At 69.4% G+C, this 15,839-nt stretch carries 17 protein-coding genes; 1 reads left to right on the plus strand and 16 read right to left on the minus strand.

Annotation, left to right across the window (positions count from 1 at the left end; translation table 11 throughout):
- Positions 1 to 87: 87 nt before the first annotated feature.
- Genes hisH through O9335_RS03800 form a run of 5 tightly spaced genes read right to left on the minus strand, consistent with a single transcriptional unit; the run spans position 88 to position 3,067 of the window.
- Positions 88 to 738: an imidazole glycerol phosphate synthase subunit HisH gene (gene hisH / locus O9335_RS03780; RefSeq protein ID WP_298383785.1), complete on the minus strand. Its 651-nt coding sequence runs from the start codon at positions 736 to 738 to the stop codon at positions 88 to 90.
- The gene (gene hisB, locus O9335_RS03785) at positions 735 to 1,325 is read right to left on the minus strand and encodes an imidazoleglycerol-phosphate dehydratase HisB (RefSeq protein WP_298383788.1); all 591 of its coding nucleotides are present in this window, start codon (positions 1,323 to 1,325) and stop codon (positions 735 to 737) included. The genes hisH and hisB overlap by 4 nt, the downstream gene beginning before the upstream one ends.
- Entirely contained in the window at positions 1,322 to 2,395 is a 1,074-nt protein-coding gene (gene hisC / locus O9335_RS03790) for a histidinol-phosphate transaminase (RefSeq protein ID WP_298383790.1), read from the minus strand. The genes hisB and hisC overlap by 4 nt, the downstream gene beginning before the upstream one ends.
- The gene (locus O9335_RS03795) at positions 2,379 to 2,837 is read right to left on the minus strand and encodes a PIN domain-containing protein (RefSeq protein ID WP_298383793.1); all 459 of its coding nucleotides are present in this window, start codon (positions 2,835 to 2,837) and stop codon (positions 2,379 to 2,381) included. Before O9335_RS03795 ends, hisC begins: the two co-directional genes overlap by 17 nt.
- A complete protein-coding gene (locus O9335_RS03800; RefSeq protein WP_298383796.1) occupies positions 2,834 to 3,067 on the minus strand; it encodes a CopG family transcriptional regulator in 234 nt (77 codons plus the stop codon). Before O9335_RS03800 ends, O9335_RS03795 begins: the two co-directional genes overlap by 4 nt.
- 107 nt (positions 3,068 to 3,174) lie before the next feature.
- On the opposite strand from O9335_RS03800, the gene O9335_RS03805 reads away from it, so the two are divergent.
- Positions 3,175 to 4,389, plus strand: a complete 1,215-nt coding sequence (locus O9335_RS03805) for a hypothetical protein (protein WP_298383799.1) — start codon at positions 3,175 to 3,177, stop codon at positions 4,387 to 4,389.
- Here O9335_RS03805 and O9335_RS03810 read toward each other — a convergent pair.
- The 11 genes from O9335_RS03810 to O9335_RS03860 all read right to left on the minus strand — a co-directional run bounded on the left by O9335_RS03810 (position 4,386) and on the right by O9335_RS03860 (position 15,804).
- A complete protein-coding gene (locus O9335_RS03810) occupies positions 4,386 to 5,831 on the minus strand; it encodes an FAD-binding domain-containing protein (protein ID WP_298383802.1) in 1,446 nt (481 codons plus the stop codon). The two genes, O9335_RS03805 and O9335_RS03810, sit on opposite strands and share 4 nt — an antisense overlap.
- Complete coding sequence (locus O9335_RS03815; protein WP_298383804.1) at positions 5,831 to 7,405, minus strand: cryptochrome/photolyase family protein; 1,575 nt, start codon at positions 7,403 to 7,405, stop codon at positions 5,831 to 5,833. The genes O9335_RS03810 and O9335_RS03815 overlap by 1 nt, the downstream gene beginning before the upstream one ends.
- On the minus strand, positions 7,402 to 7,599 hold the full coding sequence (locus tag O9335_RS03820; protein ID WP_298383806.1) for a DUF2256 domain-containing protein: 198 nt from the start codon (positions 7,597 to 7,599) through the stop codon (positions 7,402 to 7,404). Before O9335_RS03820 ends, O9335_RS03815 begins: the two co-directional genes overlap by 4 nt.
- Before the next feature lie 190 nt (positions 7,600 to 7,789).
- On the minus strand, positions 7,790 to 9,370 hold the full coding sequence (locus O9335_RS03825) for a cryptochrome/deoxyribodipyrimidine photo-lyase family protein (protein WP_298383809.1): 1,581 nt from the start codon (positions 9,368 to 9,370) through the stop codon (positions 7,790 to 7,792).
- Positions 9,371 to 9,657: 287 nt separating this feature from the next.
- Positions 9,658 to 10,176 carry a hypothetical protein gene (locus O9335_RS03830; RefSeq protein WP_298383812.1) on the minus strand — a complete coding sequence of 173 codons (519 nt, stop codon included), beginning with the start codon at positions 10,174 to 10,176 and terminating at the stop codon, positions 9,658 to 9,660.
- A gap of 301 nt (positions 10,177 to 10,477) precedes the next feature.
- On the minus strand, positions 10,478 to 11,794 hold the full coding sequence (hisD, locus tag O9335_RS03835; RefSeq protein WP_298383814.1) for a histidinol dehydrogenase: 1,317 nt from the start codon (positions 11,792 to 11,794) through the stop codon (positions 10,478 to 10,480).
- A gap of 4 nt (positions 11,795 to 11,798) precedes the next feature.
- On the minus strand, positions 11,799 to 12,485 hold the full coding sequence (gene hisG, locus O9335_RS03840) for an ATP phosphoribosyltransferase (RefSeq protein ID WP_298383817.1): 687 nt from the start codon (positions 12,483 to 12,485) through the stop codon (positions 11,799 to 11,801).
- 115 nt (positions 12,486 to 12,600) lie between these two features.
- Positions 12,601 to 13,875 carry a UDP-N-acetylglucosamine 1-carboxyvinyltransferase gene (gene murA / locus O9335_RS03845; RefSeq protein WP_298383821.1) on the minus strand — a complete coding sequence of 425 codons (1,275 nt, stop codon included), beginning with the start codon at positions 13,873 to 13,875 and terminating at the stop codon, positions 12,601 to 12,603.
- Between the two features lie 3 nt (positions 13,876 to 13,878).
- The gene (locus O9335_RS03850; RefSeq protein WP_298383823.1) at positions 13,879 to 14,133 is read right to left on the minus strand and encodes a BolA family protein; all 255 of its coding nucleotides are present in this window, start codon (positions 14,131 to 14,133) and stop codon (positions 13,879 to 13,881) included.
- Between the two features lies 1 nt (position 14,134).
- Positions 14,135 to 14,899 carry an ABC transporter permease gene (locus O9335_RS03855; RefSeq protein ID WP_127682675.1) on the minus strand — a complete coding sequence of 255 codons (765 nt, stop codon included), beginning with the start codon at positions 14,897 to 14,899 and terminating at the stop codon, positions 14,135 to 14,137.
- A complete protein-coding gene (locus tag O9335_RS03860; RefSeq protein ID WP_298383828.1) occupies positions 14,896 to 15,804 on the minus strand; it encodes an ABC transporter ATP-binding protein in 909 nt (302 codons plus the stop codon). Before O9335_RS03860 ends, O9335_RS03855 begins: the two co-directional genes overlap by 4 nt.
- Between the last annotated feature and the right edge of the window lie 35 nt (positions 15,805 to 15,839).

A 15,839-nucleotide genomic window follows, 5' to 3' on the forward strand; every position in this document is an offset into this window, starting at 1 on the left:
AAGCGTTGCGAAGAAGCGGGCGCAGGGCCACCCCAGGCCCGCGTGCGCCCCCTTGGGGGGTGGCGACCGGCAGGGAGACTGGGGGCCTCATGGATTCCAGGTTAAGAAGTTTCGGTAAAGACGGAGCCCGTCAGCGGCGCTCTTTTCCGGGTGGAATTGCGTGGCAAAAATGGTATCGCGTGCGATGGCACAGGCAAACGCGTCGCCGTAGGTGGTGGTGGCGGCCACATGATGGCTCTGGGCCGGCACCGCATGGAAGCTGTGCACGAAGTAGAAGTGGCTGCCGCTGGCCACGCCGGCCCACACGGGGTGGGGTCGGGCGATGTCGACGCGGTTCCAGCCCATTTGCGGCACCTTGAAGCGGCTGCCGTCGGGCTGCAGGCGGCCCTCCAGCCGGAAGCGCTTCACCTCGCCCGGGAACAGGCCCAGGCCCGGGGTGTCTTGCTCTTCGCTGCGCTGCAGCAGCATCTGCATGCCCACGCACACGCCCATCAGCGGCTTGCCGTTCGCCACCTCGTCCAACACCGCCTGCTGGGCGCCGCTGTCGGCGAAGTGGGCCATGCAATCGCGCATGGCGCCTTGGCCGGGCAGCACGATGCGGTCGGCATCGCGCACCTGCTGCGGGTCGTGACCGACGACCACCCTGACGCCGGTGTCGGCCGAGGCCGCCTGCACGGCTTGGGCCACGCTGCGGAGATTGCCCATGCCGTAATCGAGCACGAGCACGGTCTTGGTCACAAGCTGCCTTTCGTGCTGGGGATGGTGCCGGCCGCGCGCGGGTCGGGCGTGACGGCCATGCGCAGCGCGCGGGCGAAGGCCTTGAAGATCGTCTCGCACTGGTGGTGCGCGTTGTGGCCCTTCAGGTTGTCGATGTGCAGGCTCACGCCAGCGTGGTTCACGAAGCCCTGGAAGAACTCGAACACCAGCTGCGTGTCCAGTTGGCCGATGCTGCCGGCCGTGAAGGTCACGTCCATGTGCAGACCCGGGCGGCCGGAGCAATCCAGCACCACGCGGCTCAGGGCTTCGTCGAGCGGCACGTAGGCGTGGCCGTAGCGGGTGATGCCGCGCTTGTCGCCCAAGGCCTGCGCGAAAGCCTGGCCCAGCGTGATGCCCACGTCTTCCACCGTGTGGTGGCCGTCGATGTGCAGGTCGCCCTTGGCATCGATCGACAGGTCGATCAGGCCGTGGCGGGCGATCTGGTCGAGCATGTGGTCGAAGAAACCGATGCCGGTGACGAAATGCGCCTGGCCGGTGCCATCGAGGTTCAGTTCGACGCGAATCTGCGTCTCGGCGGTGTTGCGCTGGACGGTGGCGGTGCGGGTCATGTCAAAGCCTGGATGAGCTGGGAAGTTTCGTCGGGCGTGCCCACGGTCAGGCGCAGGCAGTTTGTCAGCATCGGGTGCATCGCGCTCACGTTCTTCACCAAGATGCCCTTGGCCTTCAGAAGGGCAAAGGTGGCGGCGGCATCGGGGAAGCGGGCCAGCACCATGTTGGCTTGGCTGGGAAAGGGCGTGACCCCCGGCAGGGCTTGCAGCGCCGTGAACAAGCGCTCGCGCTGGGCGCGGATCTGGGCGGCTTGGCGGGCGTACTCGGCCTCGTGCTCCAGCGCGAACAGCGCGGCCTCGGTGTTGAGCACGCTGACGTTGAAGGGCGGGCGCAGTTTTTCCACCTCGGCGACCAAGGCGGCGTCGCCCATCAGGTAGCCGATGCGCACCCCGGCCAGGCCGAACTTGCTCATGGTGCGCATCACCAGCACGTGGGGCTGGCGCAGGCGGTGCAGCGAGTCGTTCGCGGCGAAGGGCTGGTAGGCCTCGTCCATCACCACCAAGCCCGGGTTGGTGCCGTCCAGGGCCATGGCCTCCACCAGCGCGTCGATGGTGGCCGCGTCCCACAGCGTGCCCGTGGGGTTGTTGGGGTAGGCCAGCCACAGCAGCGCCGGCTTTTCGGCCGCGATGGCGGCGAGCATGGCCTCGCGGTCGAGCTGGAAGTCGTCGGCCCGGCAGGGCACGCCCACGAAGCGCACGCCCAGCAACTGCGCGCTCATCGCGTACATGACGAAGCTGGGCAGCGGGCTCATCACGCAAGCGCCCGGCTTGGCGATGGCCTGGGTGAGCAGGCTGATCAGTTCGTCGGAGCCGTTGCCCAGCATCAGCGCGCCCCCAGCCGGCAGTCGGGCATGGCGGGCCAGCGCGCTGCGCAGGACTTCGGTGCGCTCGGCCGGGTAGCGGTTCAGGGCCACGGCACCCAGGCGCTGGCCGAGTTCGGCCTGCAGCGCCGCGGGCAGCGGGAAGGGGTTCTCCATCACGTCCAGCTTCACCAAGCCGGCGGCGGGCTGGACGGCGTAGGCGTGGAGGGCGCGTACGTCGTCGCGGAAGACATCAAGCGGCGAATTCATCGAGCAGTTCCGGGCCTTGCAGGAAGGGGTTGACGATCCGCAGGCTGTCGATGGTTTGGCCGTGCTGGAGGTCTTCGGTCAGCAGGTGGGTGCAGGCCTGCTGCTGGGCGGCGGCCACCACCAGGGCGTCCCAGTAGCTCAGGCCCCAGCGGCTTTCCACGGCCCAGGCCGATTCGACCGTGGCGTGGTCCGTCTGCCAGGGCTGCCAGAGCTGGTAGCGGCGCACCTCGGCACGCGCATCGCCGGCCGACAGTGCGCTGGAAAACTTCTTGCGAGCGTTCCAGTAGAACTCGTGCAGCACCTGGTTGCTGACGCGGCCGCAGCGCTGGGCCCAGCAGGCGCGCAGCCAGGCGCGGGCGGCGTCGCGCTTGACCGGCTCGCGGTCGTCAAAGGCGTAGAGCAGGACGTTGGTGTCGACGAACACCAGAACCGGCGTGCTCATCGGGCGTTACGGTCGTAGATCTCGTCGCGGCTGAGGTAACGACCGCTGGACTCGCCGAAGCTCTTGAACTCCAAGGCCTCACGCATGGCGCGCTCGTAAGCGTCGTCATGGCGCATCTTGTCGGCCAGCATGTCGCCCACCAGGCGCGACACGCTGGTGTTGCGGCGGGCCGCTTCCATCCGCGCCCAGTCGGCGACGGCGTCTTCCATGGTGACAGTGACGTTGCGCATGGCCTGAGTATGCACGAAGTTCGTGGAACACGAAGTTCGTGCTGCACGATCTTCGTGCCACACGGGGCACGGGGCCGGCGGAGCCTGCCTCGCTATGCTGGGCCGCCATGAGCCATGCCCTGCACATCTGGGAGCGACCGCTGCCCACCTCTCTGGCCGACGCCCAAGCCGCCAAGTCCCGGTTGAGCGCTGAAAGCGGGCCCGACCCCGAGGGCTTTGCGCATTTGCGCAAGGCACTGACCAGCGCGCTGGCCGACGAGCCCGCGTTGGCCGGCATGCGCTTTGAAGGGCTGGACGATGGGTTGCTCACCGGCCCGGTGCGCAGGGTGGGCGTGCCGCAGCCATTCAGCGCCGAGCTGGTGCCGCTGTTGGTGGCCGGGGCCTTGGCCCTGGGCTTGGCGGTGTACGACGAGCAGGCCGGCGTTTGCTACCACCCACTGCGTCACAAGCTGACGCTGGATGGCCAGCAGCCGATCCGGCCGAGCGACTTGCTGCCGCGGCCCTTGAAAGCTGCTGGCGTTTGGCTGGAGGCCCAGCCAAAGCCCCAAGAGCTGGGCCCTGACGAGCAGGCCCGCGCCTGGATCGCACAGCGGCGGCGCCTGCCGGCTTTCCAGGACGCCCTACTGGCCAAGGGCCCTCAAGGGCTCGAGCCCATGGACAGCGACAACCTGTGGATGCAGGCCCGCGTGCTGCGCCATCTGGGCCCCTGGTTCACGGCCCAAGGCTTTGTTGAACGCTCGCGCAGTGCCGAAGCCACCGAGTTCGCCCGGCTCACCGCAGGCGGCCTCCAGTCCTGGAGCCTGAGTCATTTTTTGCAGGGCAGCACGCCCAGCGGCACAGGGCCCGGCTTCAGCGTGCGCTGTGCGATCCGACCTTGGCTGCCCGAGATGCTGGACGGACCGGGCAACGCGTTCCCGCTGGTGCCGCCACCGCATGAGCCGCAGAGTTGGGGCCACGGCCGCCCCACAAGCGAGACGCGGGTGCTGGTGCGCACCCGCGCCGAACTCGAGCGCGTGTTGGCCGCCTTCAGGCCCAGCCTGGACACGGGGCTGCTGCCCCTGCTCGAGGCCTGTCGAACGCCGGAAGGGATCTTGGCGCTTGCGCGCCAGACGGGCACGCCCCACCCCTTGGTGCCCACCGCAGCACTGAAAAAACTGGCCCACTGGGAAGGCGCGCCCGATCACCAGGCCTTGTTGCAGCAACTCCACCAGCGTGACCGCGCGCTGGGGGGCCACCCGGCCAACCTCATTTGGCCCGCTTGCAGGCTACGGGCGCTGCCCCAGGCTTTCGGCACGATGCGGCCGCGGGCGCCTGGGCCTTAGGCGCCGGCCAGCAGTTCATCGACTTGGCGCAGGCGCCGCGTACCCAAGCGCCAGTAAGCGCTGAAGGAGCTGGCCACTGGCGCGTCGGGGCGGTCCAGCTCGGGGAACAGTGAATCGGCCGGCCGATCAAGCAAAGCGCGCAAGGGCTCGGGAAGGCCTGGATGGTCGAAACCCGACGTGTGAGCGCCCGCCAACCGCTCAACCAAGCTCTCAGCCGGGCCCACCCACTGCCAGGGCGTGAGGGCCTTCAGGCGCTGCGCAACGGCCGCCCAGCGCTCGGCGCGCCAAGCGATGTGTGCCCACGCCTCCAGCGGCCACAGCGCAACAACGGCATCGAAGCCGGGCGGCGGGTCGCCAAGGGCCCAGGGGTGGGCCAACCACACGCGTCGGCCGTGCTGGTCCGGGCCCCAATTGGCTTGGACGGTCGAGGCGGGGGGCGTGTGGCTCACCATGGGTTCGGCCACCGCCTCGCCGCCGCGCCCGGCTGGCAGCGGGGGCTTGCCGCCCCGGGCGCGGGCTTCGTGCACGTCGTAGCCGGTGTCCAGCACCGAGCCGGGCACCTGCCAATCGGCGGGGGCGAACCGGGCCACGTTGTCGGCGTTGAACAGGTAAGGCTTGTGGCTGCCCGTGCCGGCCACCCACTGCCAGGAGCCGTGGTTGGGGCCCACGTCGCCGTCCATCAGCCAGCTCAACATCCAATCGGCCCCGGCGCGCCAGTGCACGCGGCGGCCATGCACCAGGTAGCTGGCCAGCCACAGGCGGGCGTGGTTGTGCAGCCAGCCGGTGGTGGCCAGGGTGCGCACGGCCTGGTCGATGACGGCCAGGCCGGTGCGGGCCTCGCGCACGTCGGCAGGCACATCCAGGAGTCTGCGCGGCAGAAGGTCAGGCTGTCGCCGAGATCCCGGGGGCGACAGGCTAGGCGCTGGCGACGCCGCGTGGCGGGCCACGTCAGGAGCCAGCAACGACGCTTGTCGCCCCCGGGGCTCGGCCCGAAGGGTGGCCCCTGGATCCGGCGCAAGCGTTGTCGCTCCTTCTTTTGGACACGCGTCCACGGCGGCGTCGCTCCGAGCCTGCGCCGGCCCAGGGGCCACGCCAGCCTGACCTTCTGCCGCGCAGACTCCTGCGGCGTACTCGCCCTCGGGCAGCGGGCCTTCGTGCCGGCTGTGCCACACGGTGTCGGGCTCGCGCATCAAGCGGTGCTGGAAGAAGCCGCGCCAGGCCAGTTCCTGCACCCAGCGGTGGTCCAGCGGCAGCGGCGTGCGGGCGTGCACCGCGGCCAAGGCCTCGCGCAGGCTCAAGGCGCCATGCACGATCCAGGGCGACAGGCCCGACACCGCGCCTTGCAGGTGGTTGCGGGTGGCGGCGTAAGCGGCAGCGTCCACGCGGGCCAGGCGTTCGCGGGCGGTGGCGGGGCTCAGGTCCAGATCCACGCTGAGCGTCATCACAGGCCACTCCCTCCGGCCTTCCAGGCTTCGGCCTGCAGGCGAATGACCTTGCGCTCCGCCTCATCCATGCGGGCCAGGTTTTTCACTTGCAGCGCCAATCGTGGGTGCTTGGCAAAGCGGGCCTCGTGGCGCAGCAGGAAGTCCCAGTACAGCGTCGTGTACGGGCAGGCGTCGGGCCCCGTGCGCTTGGCGGGCTTGAAGCGGCAGCCTTGGCAGGCCGCGCCGCCGCTCATGCGCTGGATGTACTGGCCGCTGGCGATGTAGGGCTTGCTGGCCATGGCGCCGAAGGGCGCGGGCCGGCCGTCGGGCAGCGTGCCGTCGGCGAACTGGCTCATGCCCAGGGTGTTGGGCAGTTCCACCCACTCCACGGCGTCCACGTACACCGCCAGGTACCACTCGTGCACGCGTTGCGGTCGCACGCCCAGCAGCAGCGCGTACAGGCCGGTCACCATCAGGCGCTGGATGTGGTGGGCGTAACCGTGGCGCAGCGTCTGGCCGATGGCGTCGCGCAGGCAGGCCATGCCCACCTCGCCCGTCCAGTACCAAGCCGGCAGCTCGGCCTGCGCGTCGAGCGCGTTGCGCTCGGCGTAGTCGGGCATCTGCGTCCAGTAGATGCCGCGCACGTACTCGCGCCAGCCCAAGATCTGCCGGATGAAGCCCTCGGCCGCGGCCAGGGGCACGTGGCCGGCGCGGTGCGCGGCTTCGGCCTTGGCCACCACCTCGCGCGGGGTGATGAGCTTGAGGTTCAGGCTGCTGGCCAGCAGGCTGTGCCAGAGAAAGGGCTCGCCCGGCCACATCGCGTCTTGCCACAGGCCGAACTGCGGCAGGCGGTGCTCGATGAAGTCGTCCAGCGCCTGCAGGGCCTGCGCGCGGGTGACGGGCCAGGCGAAGTCGTCGAGCTGCCCCGGGTGGGCGGCGAAGCGATCGCGCACCAGGGCCAGCACGCCGGCCGTGCGCGCGTCGGGCGCGAAGCGCGGCGCAGGGGGCACCAAGCCCGGGCCTTGCGGCCCGAAGGCCTCGCGGTTCTCGGCATCAAAGTTCCACTGCCCACCCAGGGGTTCGCCAGCCTCGTCCAACAGCACACGGTGCCTGGCGCGCTGCTCCCGGTAGAAGTACTCCATGCGAAGCTGCTTGCGGCCCTTCGTGTGGGCGGCGAATTCGCGCACGGTGGCAAAGAAGTGGCGGTCGTCGCGCAGGTCCAGCGGCAAGCCCAAGTCCTTCGCCACGCCGCGCAAGGCCTGCAGCACGCGCCAGTCGCCGGGGGCGGTCATCACCAAGGTTTGGGGCTGCAGCGCGCGAATGTCGCGCGCCAGGGCCTCGGCCAGGCTGGGCGCGGCCTGCGCGTCGTCCAGGTGCTGGTAGTGCAGCGGCCAGCCGCGCTCGCGCAAGGACTGCGCAAAGGCGCGCATGGCCGCCAGGAACAGCGCCGTGCGCGGCTGGCTGCTCCAGACATGCGTGCTCTCTTCGGCCACCTCGGCCATCCACACGGCGTCTTGCGCGGTGTCGAAGTCGTCGAAGGCGCTGGCGGCTTCGTCGAGCTGGTCGCCAAGAACAAGAACAAGATGCCTCATCGTGCGGCCTTGGCTTCGCGGCGGCAGCGCTCGCTGCAGAACTTCACCTCGCTCCAGGTCTTGGCCCAGGCCTTGCGCCAAGTCATCTCACGCCCGCAGTGCGCGCAGGGCTTGCTTGGCAGCGCCTGCTTGTTGCCCCGGAACCCAGAAACGGCAGTTGACCGCTTCCCTCCGCCTGCCAGTTTTCGCTCCATCATCGGATTGAGCCCACGGCGCTGTTCACCGCTTGGGCGACACCGCTACACAGCCGATTGCACCGCGCTGCAGCACGCTGGCGGCGTTGCTCGTCCTTGCGGGCAAGAGCCCGCGGCGTCCTCGCGCCTTGCCAGCGCACCGCATCACGGCGCACTCGGCCGTGTCCAACTGCCGCTTCTGGGTTGAAGCTCAAAACAACTCTCCCTGGGGCGAAGGGGGTGACGGCGTCGCCGGTGCCGGCGCTGGTTTGGCGCGCCGTGATTTCGTCGTGCTCGGCAGCCCGCTCTTGCGCGAGCCGTGCTTCTCTTGCACGCCATCGGCCTGCGCGCGGGCCTCGGGCCGGCGGCGCTCGGTCCACATCGCGTCCTTGGCCGCGCGGATGGCGCTGCGCTCGTCCACCAGCGGTGCCGGGTAGTGCGTGCCGATGACGCAGCCGCTGGCCCGCTGCGTGGCCGCATCCATGCGCCAGGGCGTGGCCAAGTGAGGCAACGGCACGCCGGCCAGCTCGGGCACCCAGCGGCGGATGAACACCCCGTCGGGGTCTTGGTCCAGCGCCTGCTTGGTGGGCGAGTAAATGCGCAGGGTGTTGATGCCCGTGGTGCCCGATTGCATCTGCATCTGGCTCCAGTGGATGCCGGCTTCGAAGTCCAGGAACTGCCGCGCCAGGTGCAGGCCCGTGGGCCGCCAGTGCAGCCACAGCGGGTAGCTCGCCACGCTGACCAGCATGGCGCGCATGCGGAAGTTCAGCCAGCCGGTGGCCTTGAGGCTGCGCATGCAGGCGTCCACCATCGGCCAGCCGGTGTGGCCCGTGGCCCAGGCGTGGAAGCGGGCCTGGTCGGACTCGGTGAAGGGCGCGGTGTCGCCCGGGCGCAGGCCGTCGAAGGCCGGCACGAAGGCGCGGCGCTCGATGGCCGGCTCGTCCTCCAGCTTCTGCATGAAGTGGCAGTGCCAGCGCAGGCGCCCGGCAAAGCCGCGCAGCGCGTAAGCCCAACTGCGCTCGCCCAAAGCCTGCGCCTCGGCGATGCGCGCCTCGGTGGCCTGGTGTGCGCGGCGCAGGCTCAGGGTGCCCCAGGCCAGGTGGGGCGAGAGGCGGCTGCAGCCGGCTTCGGCGCTCAGCGGGCTGCTCATCGCGCGACGGTAGTCGTGGCCGCGGCGGGTCAGGAAGTCGTCCAGCGTGGCCAGCGCGGCGCGCTCGCCCCCCACCTGGCCGGCTCGCGCGTCCGGCGCCACGCCCAGGGCCTCGGGCGTGGGCAGCGGCTCGGTGGGGAAGTCGCCTGCGGGCGACCAACCATCGGGCACCGGCGCCTCGTCGGCGTCCATGCGCGCCTGCCATTGTCCGGCCCAGCCGTTGCGGCTGCGCAGGCGCCGCACCACGCCGTGCTGCGGCAGCTCGGTCCACGCGACCCCGGCCTGTCGGCACCACGCCGCCACGGCCAGGTCGCGCGCGTAGGTCCAACCCGGCCCGGTTTCTTCGTGGCTCAGCAAGTGCGTCACCCCCAGCTCGCGCTGCAGCGCGGCCAGGCCCTCCACCGCCGGCGCCACGCGCACGTGCAGCGGCAGGCCGCGCCGATGCAGCCGCAAGCGCAGGCCCTGCAAGCTTTGCAGCACGAAACGCAGGTGCTGGGGGTCGAACTCCGGCGAGGCCAACCATGCGGGCTCGATGAAGAACACCGCCGCCGTGCGCTCGAAGGCGGCCGCCCGCGCCAGCGGGGCGTGGTCGTGCAAGCGCAGGTCGCGCTTCAGCCAAACGAGTGCGGTGGACGCGGCCATGCCGCGATTGTGGAAAGCGTGGGCTCGGCTCGGCGGGGAGGCGCCGCGATGCCCTGGCGGGTTGATCCGCTGATCGGCGGCAAAGCCGCGTCAAGGGGCGGAGGCCACCCGATGCCAGCAACGCCCCTCAGCAAGCCCTCAGACAGGCGACTGTTTGCCTGCAACGGGCCAACTGCAATCGATCAATCGTCGGCCAAGGAGGCTGCTGTCGACCTACAGCTGCCGTAGCAGTTGCATACCTGGGCAGCCGCTGGGAAGCGGTAGCCGGCGTTCGCGATGGCGAGGTATCAGCGCCTCAGCAGTGGAACGAAGCGCCACCCAACAACAGAAACGCAAACCAAGGTTGGCACTAGATACCAAGCCAAGAAGGGCACGATACCGATGAGCATCGTGCCTTCCATCACTTCAAGCCGCCACACTCGAGAGAGGTTGGCCCAGAAATGCTCACCAGCGGGCACCAACTGGCTTCCTCGCAAATACAGAGATGGCCCCTGAAGCAGCAGTACGACCACCATGCCGACCGCCTGTGCAAGCAGCAAACGGTGCCAGGGTCGTCGGTCGCCGGAGAAACCGGGCCATAGCCTCACGGCAGCGAACAAGCCTACACAGCAAAGCAGGCCGTACAAGAGGGCCTGCAGCATTCCGGAAAGGTAGCCAAAGCCGAGAAGAACAAGCATGCCTCCACCCTGCCAATAGCTCCACCCCTTGATTGCACTGAGCCAAAGTCCTGTCAAGGTGACAGCAACGAGTGGGCCGAGAAGTGCAAACACGAGGCAAGTGGAAAGGGTGAACTTGATACGGGTCATCGAAAGGGGTGCAAGTTCAGGTGCTGACCTGAACGAGAGAGGACTGATGCTTGAAGGCCGCCACGATACCTGTGGCTCTTTGCTGTCGACCGACGGTCTGAAGAGGCAACCCCACTACCGACAAAGCGCTTTCCAGCTGCGTTGTGAATGTCTGCTCTTGGCCTTGTCTTGCTCTGCAGTGTGGGGGTCCGAACACCGGCTCCTGGCCGACAGGCGACTCTTTGACTTGAGTGCGGCGGACGGCTTCAGCCCTTGCGACCAGCACCCCAGCAAAGCGAGTCGCCTTGCGCTCAGCGGCGACTCATCCGCCGCTGGCGTCCACCCGCATCGCCGCCGACCGGGCATGCGCCTGCAGGCCCTCGCCCTGCGCCAGCGTGTCGGCCACCGGCCCCAGCACCTGGGCGCCGCGGTGGCTGATGTCGATCAGGCTGCTGCGCTTGACAAAGTCGTACACGCCCAGGGGCGAGCTGAAGCGGGCGGTGCCACTGGTGGGCAGCACGTGGTTGGGGCCGGCGCAGTAGTCGCCCAAGGACTCCGAGGCGTAGGTGCCCAGGAAGATGGCGCCGGCGTGCTTCAGGTGCGGCAGCCACTGGCGCGGGGCCGTGCTGCTCACCTCCAAGTGCTCGGGCGCGATGCGGTTGCTGACCGCGCAGGCCTCTTCCATGCTGCGCGTGTGGATCAGGCCGCCGCGGCCCTCCAGGCTGGCGCGGATGACGGCGGCGCGCGGCATGTCGGGCAGCAGGCGGTTCATCGAGGCCTCGACGGCGTCGAGGTAGGCGGCGTCGGGGCACAGCAGGATGCTTTGCGCCAGCTCGTCGTGCTCGGCCTGGCTGAACAGGTCCATGGCCACCCAGTCGGGCGGCGCGCTGCCGTCGGCCAGCACCAGGATCTCGCTCGGGCCGGCGATCATGTCGATGCCCACCTGCCCGAACACGCGGCGCTTGGCCGCGGCCACGTAGGCGTTGCCGGGGCCGGTGATCTTGTCCACGCGCGGGATGGTGGCCGTGCCGTAGGCCAGGGCGGCCACGGCCTGCGCGCCGCCAATCGTGAAGACCTGGGCCACGCCGGCCAGGTGCGCGGCGGCCAGCACCAGGGCGTTCTTTTCTCCGCGGGGCGTGGGCACGACCATGACGATCTGGCCCACGCCGGCCACCTGCGCGGGGATGGCGTTCATCAGCACCGAGCTGGGGTAGGCCGCTTTGCCACCGGGCACGTACAGGCCCACGCGGTCCAACGGGGTGACCTGCTGGCCCAGGCGGTTGCCGTCTTCGTCCTCGAACTCGAAGCCTTGGCAGGTGACCTCGAACTGGCGCTGGTGGTAGCGGCGCACGCGCTCGGCGGCCACCTGCAGGGCCTGGCGCTGCACCTCGGGCAGGCCGTCGAAGGCGGCCTTCAGCTCGGCCGGGGGGATGGCCAAGTCGGCCACCGAGGCGGCTTGCACGCCGTCGAACTTGTGCGTCAGCGCCAACACCGTGGCGTCGCCGTCGCGGCGCACGTCGGCAATGATTTTCGCGACCGTGGTCTCGATGCCGGCGTCGGTCTCCTCGCTCCAATGCAGCAGCTGCTCGAGCTCGGCGTCGAACGTGGCGGCGGTGGTGGCGAGGCGGCGGATCTTCATGACTTCAGGCGTTGGCAGTGGAGGCAGCGAGGGCGCGGCGGAAGGCGTCCATCAGCGGTTGCAGGCGCGCGCGCTTGAGCTTGGCGGCGCCGGGGTTGACGACGAGGTGGGCCGACACGGGGAGGATGTCTTCGACCTCGACGAGGTGGTTGGCCTTGAGCGTGCTGCCGGTGCTGACCAGGTCGACGATGGCGTCGGCCAGGCCGGTCAGCGGGGCGAGCTCCATCGAGCCGTAGAGCTTGATGAGGTCGACGTGCACGCCTTTGTCGGCGAAGTGCTGGCGGGCCAACTGGGTGTACTTGGTGGCCACGCGGATGCGCGCGCCTTGGCGCACGGCGGCGGCGTAGTCGAAGTCGGCGCGGGTGGCCACGCTCAGGCGGCAGCGGGCCAGCCGCAAGTCGATGGGGCGCAGCAGCGAAGCGCCGCCCTCCCCGCCGCCGTAGGGCCCCAGCTCGTGCTCCAGCACCACGTCCAAGCCGGCCACGCCGACGTCGGCGCCGCCGAACTGCACGTAGGTCGGCACGTCGCTGGCGCGCACCAGCACCACGCGCACGTCGGGCTGGTTGGTGGGCAGGATGAGCTTGCGCGTCTTCTCGGGGTCTTCCAAGACCTCGATGCCCGCCGCACGCAGCAGCGGCAGCGTGTCGTCAAAGATGCGGCCCTTGCTCAGGGCCAATGTCAATTGAGTCATGGGGTGAACCAGCAATCCAGGCAGTCAGCCCCCAAGCGGCCACCGCGGAACCGGCTTGGCCGGGCCGCCAGCGGCGCCCCCTTGAGGGGGAGGCGCGAAGCGCTTCGGGGGTGGGTCATTTCACGCGTTCGATGTCGGCACCCAGGGCGCGCAGCTTGGCTTCCATCTGCTCGTAGCCGCGGTCCAGGTGGTAGATGCGGTCCACCACGGTCTGCCCTTCGGCCACCAGGCCGGCGATGACCAGGCTGGCGCTGGCGCGCAGGTCGGTGGCCATCACGGTGGCGCCGCTCAGGCGCTCCACGCCGGTGACGACCGCCGTCTTGCCGTCGACCTCGATGCGGGCGCCCAGGCGCACCAACTCGTTGACGTGCATGAAGCGGTTTTCGAAGATGGTCTCGCTGATCTTGGCCGAGCCCTGGGCCACGCAGTTCACGGCCATGAGCTGGGCCTGCATGTCGGTCGGGAAGGCGGGGTACTCGCTGGTGCGAAAGCCCACCGCGATGGGCCGCGTGCCCATGGTGACGCGCAGCTGGCCGTTGATGGCGTTGATGCTGGCGCCAGCCTCACGAAGCTTGTCGATGACAGCGTCCAGGTGGTCGGCGCGCGAGCCCACCAAGGCCACGTCGCCACCCGTGGCGGCCACGGCGCACAGGAAGGTTCCGGCTTCGATGCGGTCGGGCACGATGGCGTGCGGCTCGCGCGGGGCGTGCAGCTTGTCGACGCCGCGGATCACGATGCGGCTGGTTCCGTGGCCTTCGATCTTCGCGCCCATCTTGATGAGCAGCTCGGCCAGGTCCACCACCTCGGGCTCTTGCGCGGCGTTTTCCAGCACGGTCTCGCCCTCGGCCAGCGCGGCGGCCATCAGGAAGTTTTCGGTGCCGGTCACCGTGATCATGTCGGTGGTGATGCGCGCGCCCTTCAGGCGGCCGCCCGCCGGGCACTTGGCCAGGATGTAGCCGTGCTCAACGACGATCTCAGCGCCCATCAACTGCAGGCCCTTGATGTGCTGGTCCACGGGGCGCGAACCGATGGCGCAGCCGCCGGGCAGGCTGACCGTGGCCTCGCCGAAGCGGGCCAGCAGCGGGCCCAGCGCCAAGATGCTGGCGCGCATGGTCTTCACCAGCTCGTAGGGCGCCTCGGGGTTGCTGACTGGGCCGGCGTTCAGCGTCAGGCGGTGGCCGGTGTCGCTGTCCCATTCCACGCTGGCGCCCATGTTGCGCAGCAGCTTGATCATGGTGTGGACGTCTTGCAGGCGCGGCACGTTGTCCAGCACCACCGGCTCGGCCGTCAGCAGCGCGGCGCACAGCTCGGGCAGGGCGGCGTTCTTGGCGCCCGAGATGGTGACGGTGCCGTGCAGCGGCTTGCCGCCGCGTATGAGGAGTTTGTCCATGGCTCAGGCGTTCCCGGGGTTGTCGGCGTGTTCGGCGGGGGTCAGGGTCTTCATCGAGAGGGCGTGGATCTGCTCCTTCATGCGCTCGCCCAGCGCGGCGTACACGCGCTGGTGGCGGCGCACGCGGCTCAGGCCCTCGAATTCCGCGCTCACGATGGTGGCGAAGAAGTGGCGGCCGTCGCCGTTCACCTCGAGGTGTGCGCAGGGCAGGCCGGCGGCGATGTAGGAACGCACCTCGTCGGGCGTGGGATCGGCCATGTCAATGTCTCACTTTGTAGCCGCGCTGCAGCAGCTGCAGCGCCAGGGTGGCAACAACGGCAAAGGCCAGCGCCACGATGCCCAGGCTGATCCAGGGGTTCGTGTCGCTGACGCCGAAGAAGCCGTGGCGGAAGCCGTCCACCATGTAGAAGAAAGGGTTCAGGTGAGAGGCCGCGCGCCAGAAGGGCGGCAGCGAATCCACCGAATAGAACACGCCCGCCAAGAAGGTCATGGGCATGACGATGAAGTTTTGGAACGCAGCCAGTTGGTCGAACTTGTCTGCCCACAGGCCGGCGATCAGGCCCAGCGAGCCCATCAGCCCCGCGCCCAGCAGGCCGAAGGCCAGGGCCCAAGGCAGGTGCTGCAGCGCCCAGCCCTGCCAGGGCACGAACCACAGCGTGGCCAGCGCCACGCCCAGGCCCACGGCCAGGCCGCGCACCATGGCCGCGCCCACGTAGGCCAAGAACCAAGCCCGCGGGCTCAGGGGCGTGAGCAGCAAGAACACGAGGTTGCCCGTGACCTTGCTTTGGATGAGGCTGGAGCTGCTGTTGGCGAAGCTGTTTTGCAGCACGCTCATCATCACCAGGCCCGGCAAGAGGAAGGCGCCGTAGGGCACGCCGTGCACCTGCACGTGGTCCTCCAGCACGTGGCCGAAGATCATCAGGTAGAGCACCGAAGTGAGCACCGGCGCGGCGATGGTCTGGAAGCTGACCTTCCAGAAGCGCAGCAGCTCTTTTTTGAACAGGGTCGACGCACCGGGCTTCATCGCGCGTCCCCTTGCATGATTTCCAGGAACACGTCCTCCAGGTCGGCGCGGCCGATCTCCAGGTCCTCCACCGGCACCTGGGCTTGGCGCAGGCGGCCCAAGATCTGCTCGACCTCGGCGGCGTCGTGCGCCTTGATCTGCGCGATGCGCCCGGTCACACGCGCATCGAGCCCTTCGGGCAAGGCGGCGTCGGTTTTGAAGCGCAGCACCTGGTGGCTGCGGTGGCTCAGCAGCGCGCTGGTGCGGTCCAAGGCCACGAGCTGGCCAGCCTTGAGCATGCCGATGCGGCCGCACAGGGCCTCGGCCTCTTCCAGGTAGTGCGTGGTCAGCAGCACGGTGGTGCCTTGCGCTTTGTTCAGGCGAGCGATGAACTGCCACAGGGTTTGGCGCAGCTCCACGTCCACGCCGGCGGTGGGTTCGTCCAGCACGATGACCGGCGGCTTGTGCACCAGCGCTTGCGCCACCAACACGCGGCGCTTCATGCCACCGCTGAGTTGGCGCATGTTGGCGTCGGCCTTGGCGGCCAGGCCCAGCTCGCCCAGAAGCTCGTCGATCCAGGCGTCGGTGGCCGTCACGCCAAAGTAGCCGGCCTGGAAGCGCAGGGTTTCGCGCACGCTGAAGAAGGGGTCGAACACCAACTCTTGGGGCACCACGCCCAGGGCGCGGCGCGCTTGCGCGTAGTCCGTGACCACGTCGTGCCCCATGACAGCCACACGCCCCTGCGTGGCCTGCGAGAGGCCGGCCAGGATGCTGATCAGGCTGGTTTTGCCGGCGCCATTGGGCCCCAGAAGCCCGAAGAACTCGCCGGGGGCGATGTCGAAGGACACATCGGTCAAGGCCGGGGAGTTGGCGCCGCGGTAGGTCTTGTGCACCCGCTCGAAGCGGATGGCGGGCGTCGCGGTCATGGCGGTAATTGTAGGAACGACGCGCCAAATCCCTA

This window comes from Inhella sp. (assembly GCF_027532025.1).
GTDB lineage: Bacteria > Pseudomonadota > Gammaproteobacteria > Burkholderiales > Burkholderiaceae_C > Inhella.

What these genes read in the sequence shown, in the direction of transcription:
- O9335_RS03855 (WP_127682675.1), bottom strand. Translation starts at nt 14,899, where the DNA reads ATGAAGCCCGGTGCGTCGACCCTGTTCAAAAAAGAGCTGCTGCGCTTC.
- murA (WP_298383821.1), bottom strand. Translation starts at nt 13,875, where the DNA reads ATGGACAAACTCCTCATACGCGGCGGCAAGCCGCTGCACGGCACCGTC.
- O9335_RS03810 (WP_298383802.1), bottom strand. Translation starts at nt 5,831, where the DNA reads ATGACGCTCAGCGTGGATCTGGACCTGAGCCCCGCCACCGCCCGCGAA.
- O9335_RS03860 (WP_298383828.1), bottom strand. Translation starts at nt 15,804, where the DNA reads ATGACCGCGACGCCCGCCATCCGCTTCGAGCGGGTGCACAAGACCTAC.
- O9335_RS03815 (WP_298383804.1), bottom strand. Translation starts at nt 7,405, where the DNA reads ATGAGGCATCTTGTTCTTGTTCTTGGCGACCAGCTCGACGAAGCCGCC.
- O9335_RS03825 (WP_298383809.1), bottom strand. Translation starts at nt 9,370, where the DNA reads ATGGCCGCGTCCACCGCACTCGTTTGGCTGAAGCGCGACCTGCGCTTG.
- O9335_RS03800 (WP_298383796.1), bottom strand. Translation starts at nt 3,067, where the DNA reads ATGCGCAACGTCACTGTCACCATGGAAGACGCCGTCGCCGACTGGGCG.
- O9335_RS03820 (WP_298383806.1), bottom strand. Translation starts at nt 7,599, where the DNA reads ATGGAGCGAAAACTGGCAGGCGGAGGGAAGCGGTCAACTGCCGTTTCT.
- hisB (WP_298383788.1), bottom strand. Translation starts at nt 1,325, where the DNA reads ATGACCCGCACCGCCACCGTCCAGCGCAACACCGCCGAGACGCAGATT.
- hisG (WP_298383817.1), bottom strand. Translation starts at nt 12,485, where the DNA reads ATGACTCAATTGACATTGGCCCTGAGCAAGGGCCGCATCTTTGACGAC.
- hisD (WP_298383814.1), bottom strand. Translation starts at nt 11,794, where the DNA reads ATGAAGATCCGCCGCCTCGCCACCACCGCCGCCACGTTCGACGCCGAG.
- hisC (WP_298383790.1), bottom strand. Translation starts at nt 2,395, where the DNA reads ATGAATTCGCCGCTTGATGTCTTCCGCGACGACGTACGCGCCCTCCAC.
- O9335_RS03795 (WP_298383793.1), bottom strand. Translation starts at nt 2,837, where the DNA reads ATGAGCACGCCGGTTCTGGTGTTCGTCGACACCAACGTCCTGCTCTAC.
- O9335_RS03805 (WP_298383799.1), top strand. Translation starts at nt 3,175, where the DNA reads ATGAGCCATGCCCTGCACATCTGGGAGCGACCGCTGCCCACCTCTCTG.
- O9335_RS03830 (WP_298383812.1), bottom strand. Translation starts at nt 10,176, where the DNA reads ATGACCCGTATCAAGTTCACCCTTTCCACTTGCCTCGTGTTTGCACTT.
- O9335_RS03850 (WP_298383823.1), bottom strand. Translation starts at nt 14,133, where the DNA reads ATGGCCGATCCCACGCCCGACGAGGTGCGTTCCTACATCGCCGCCGGC.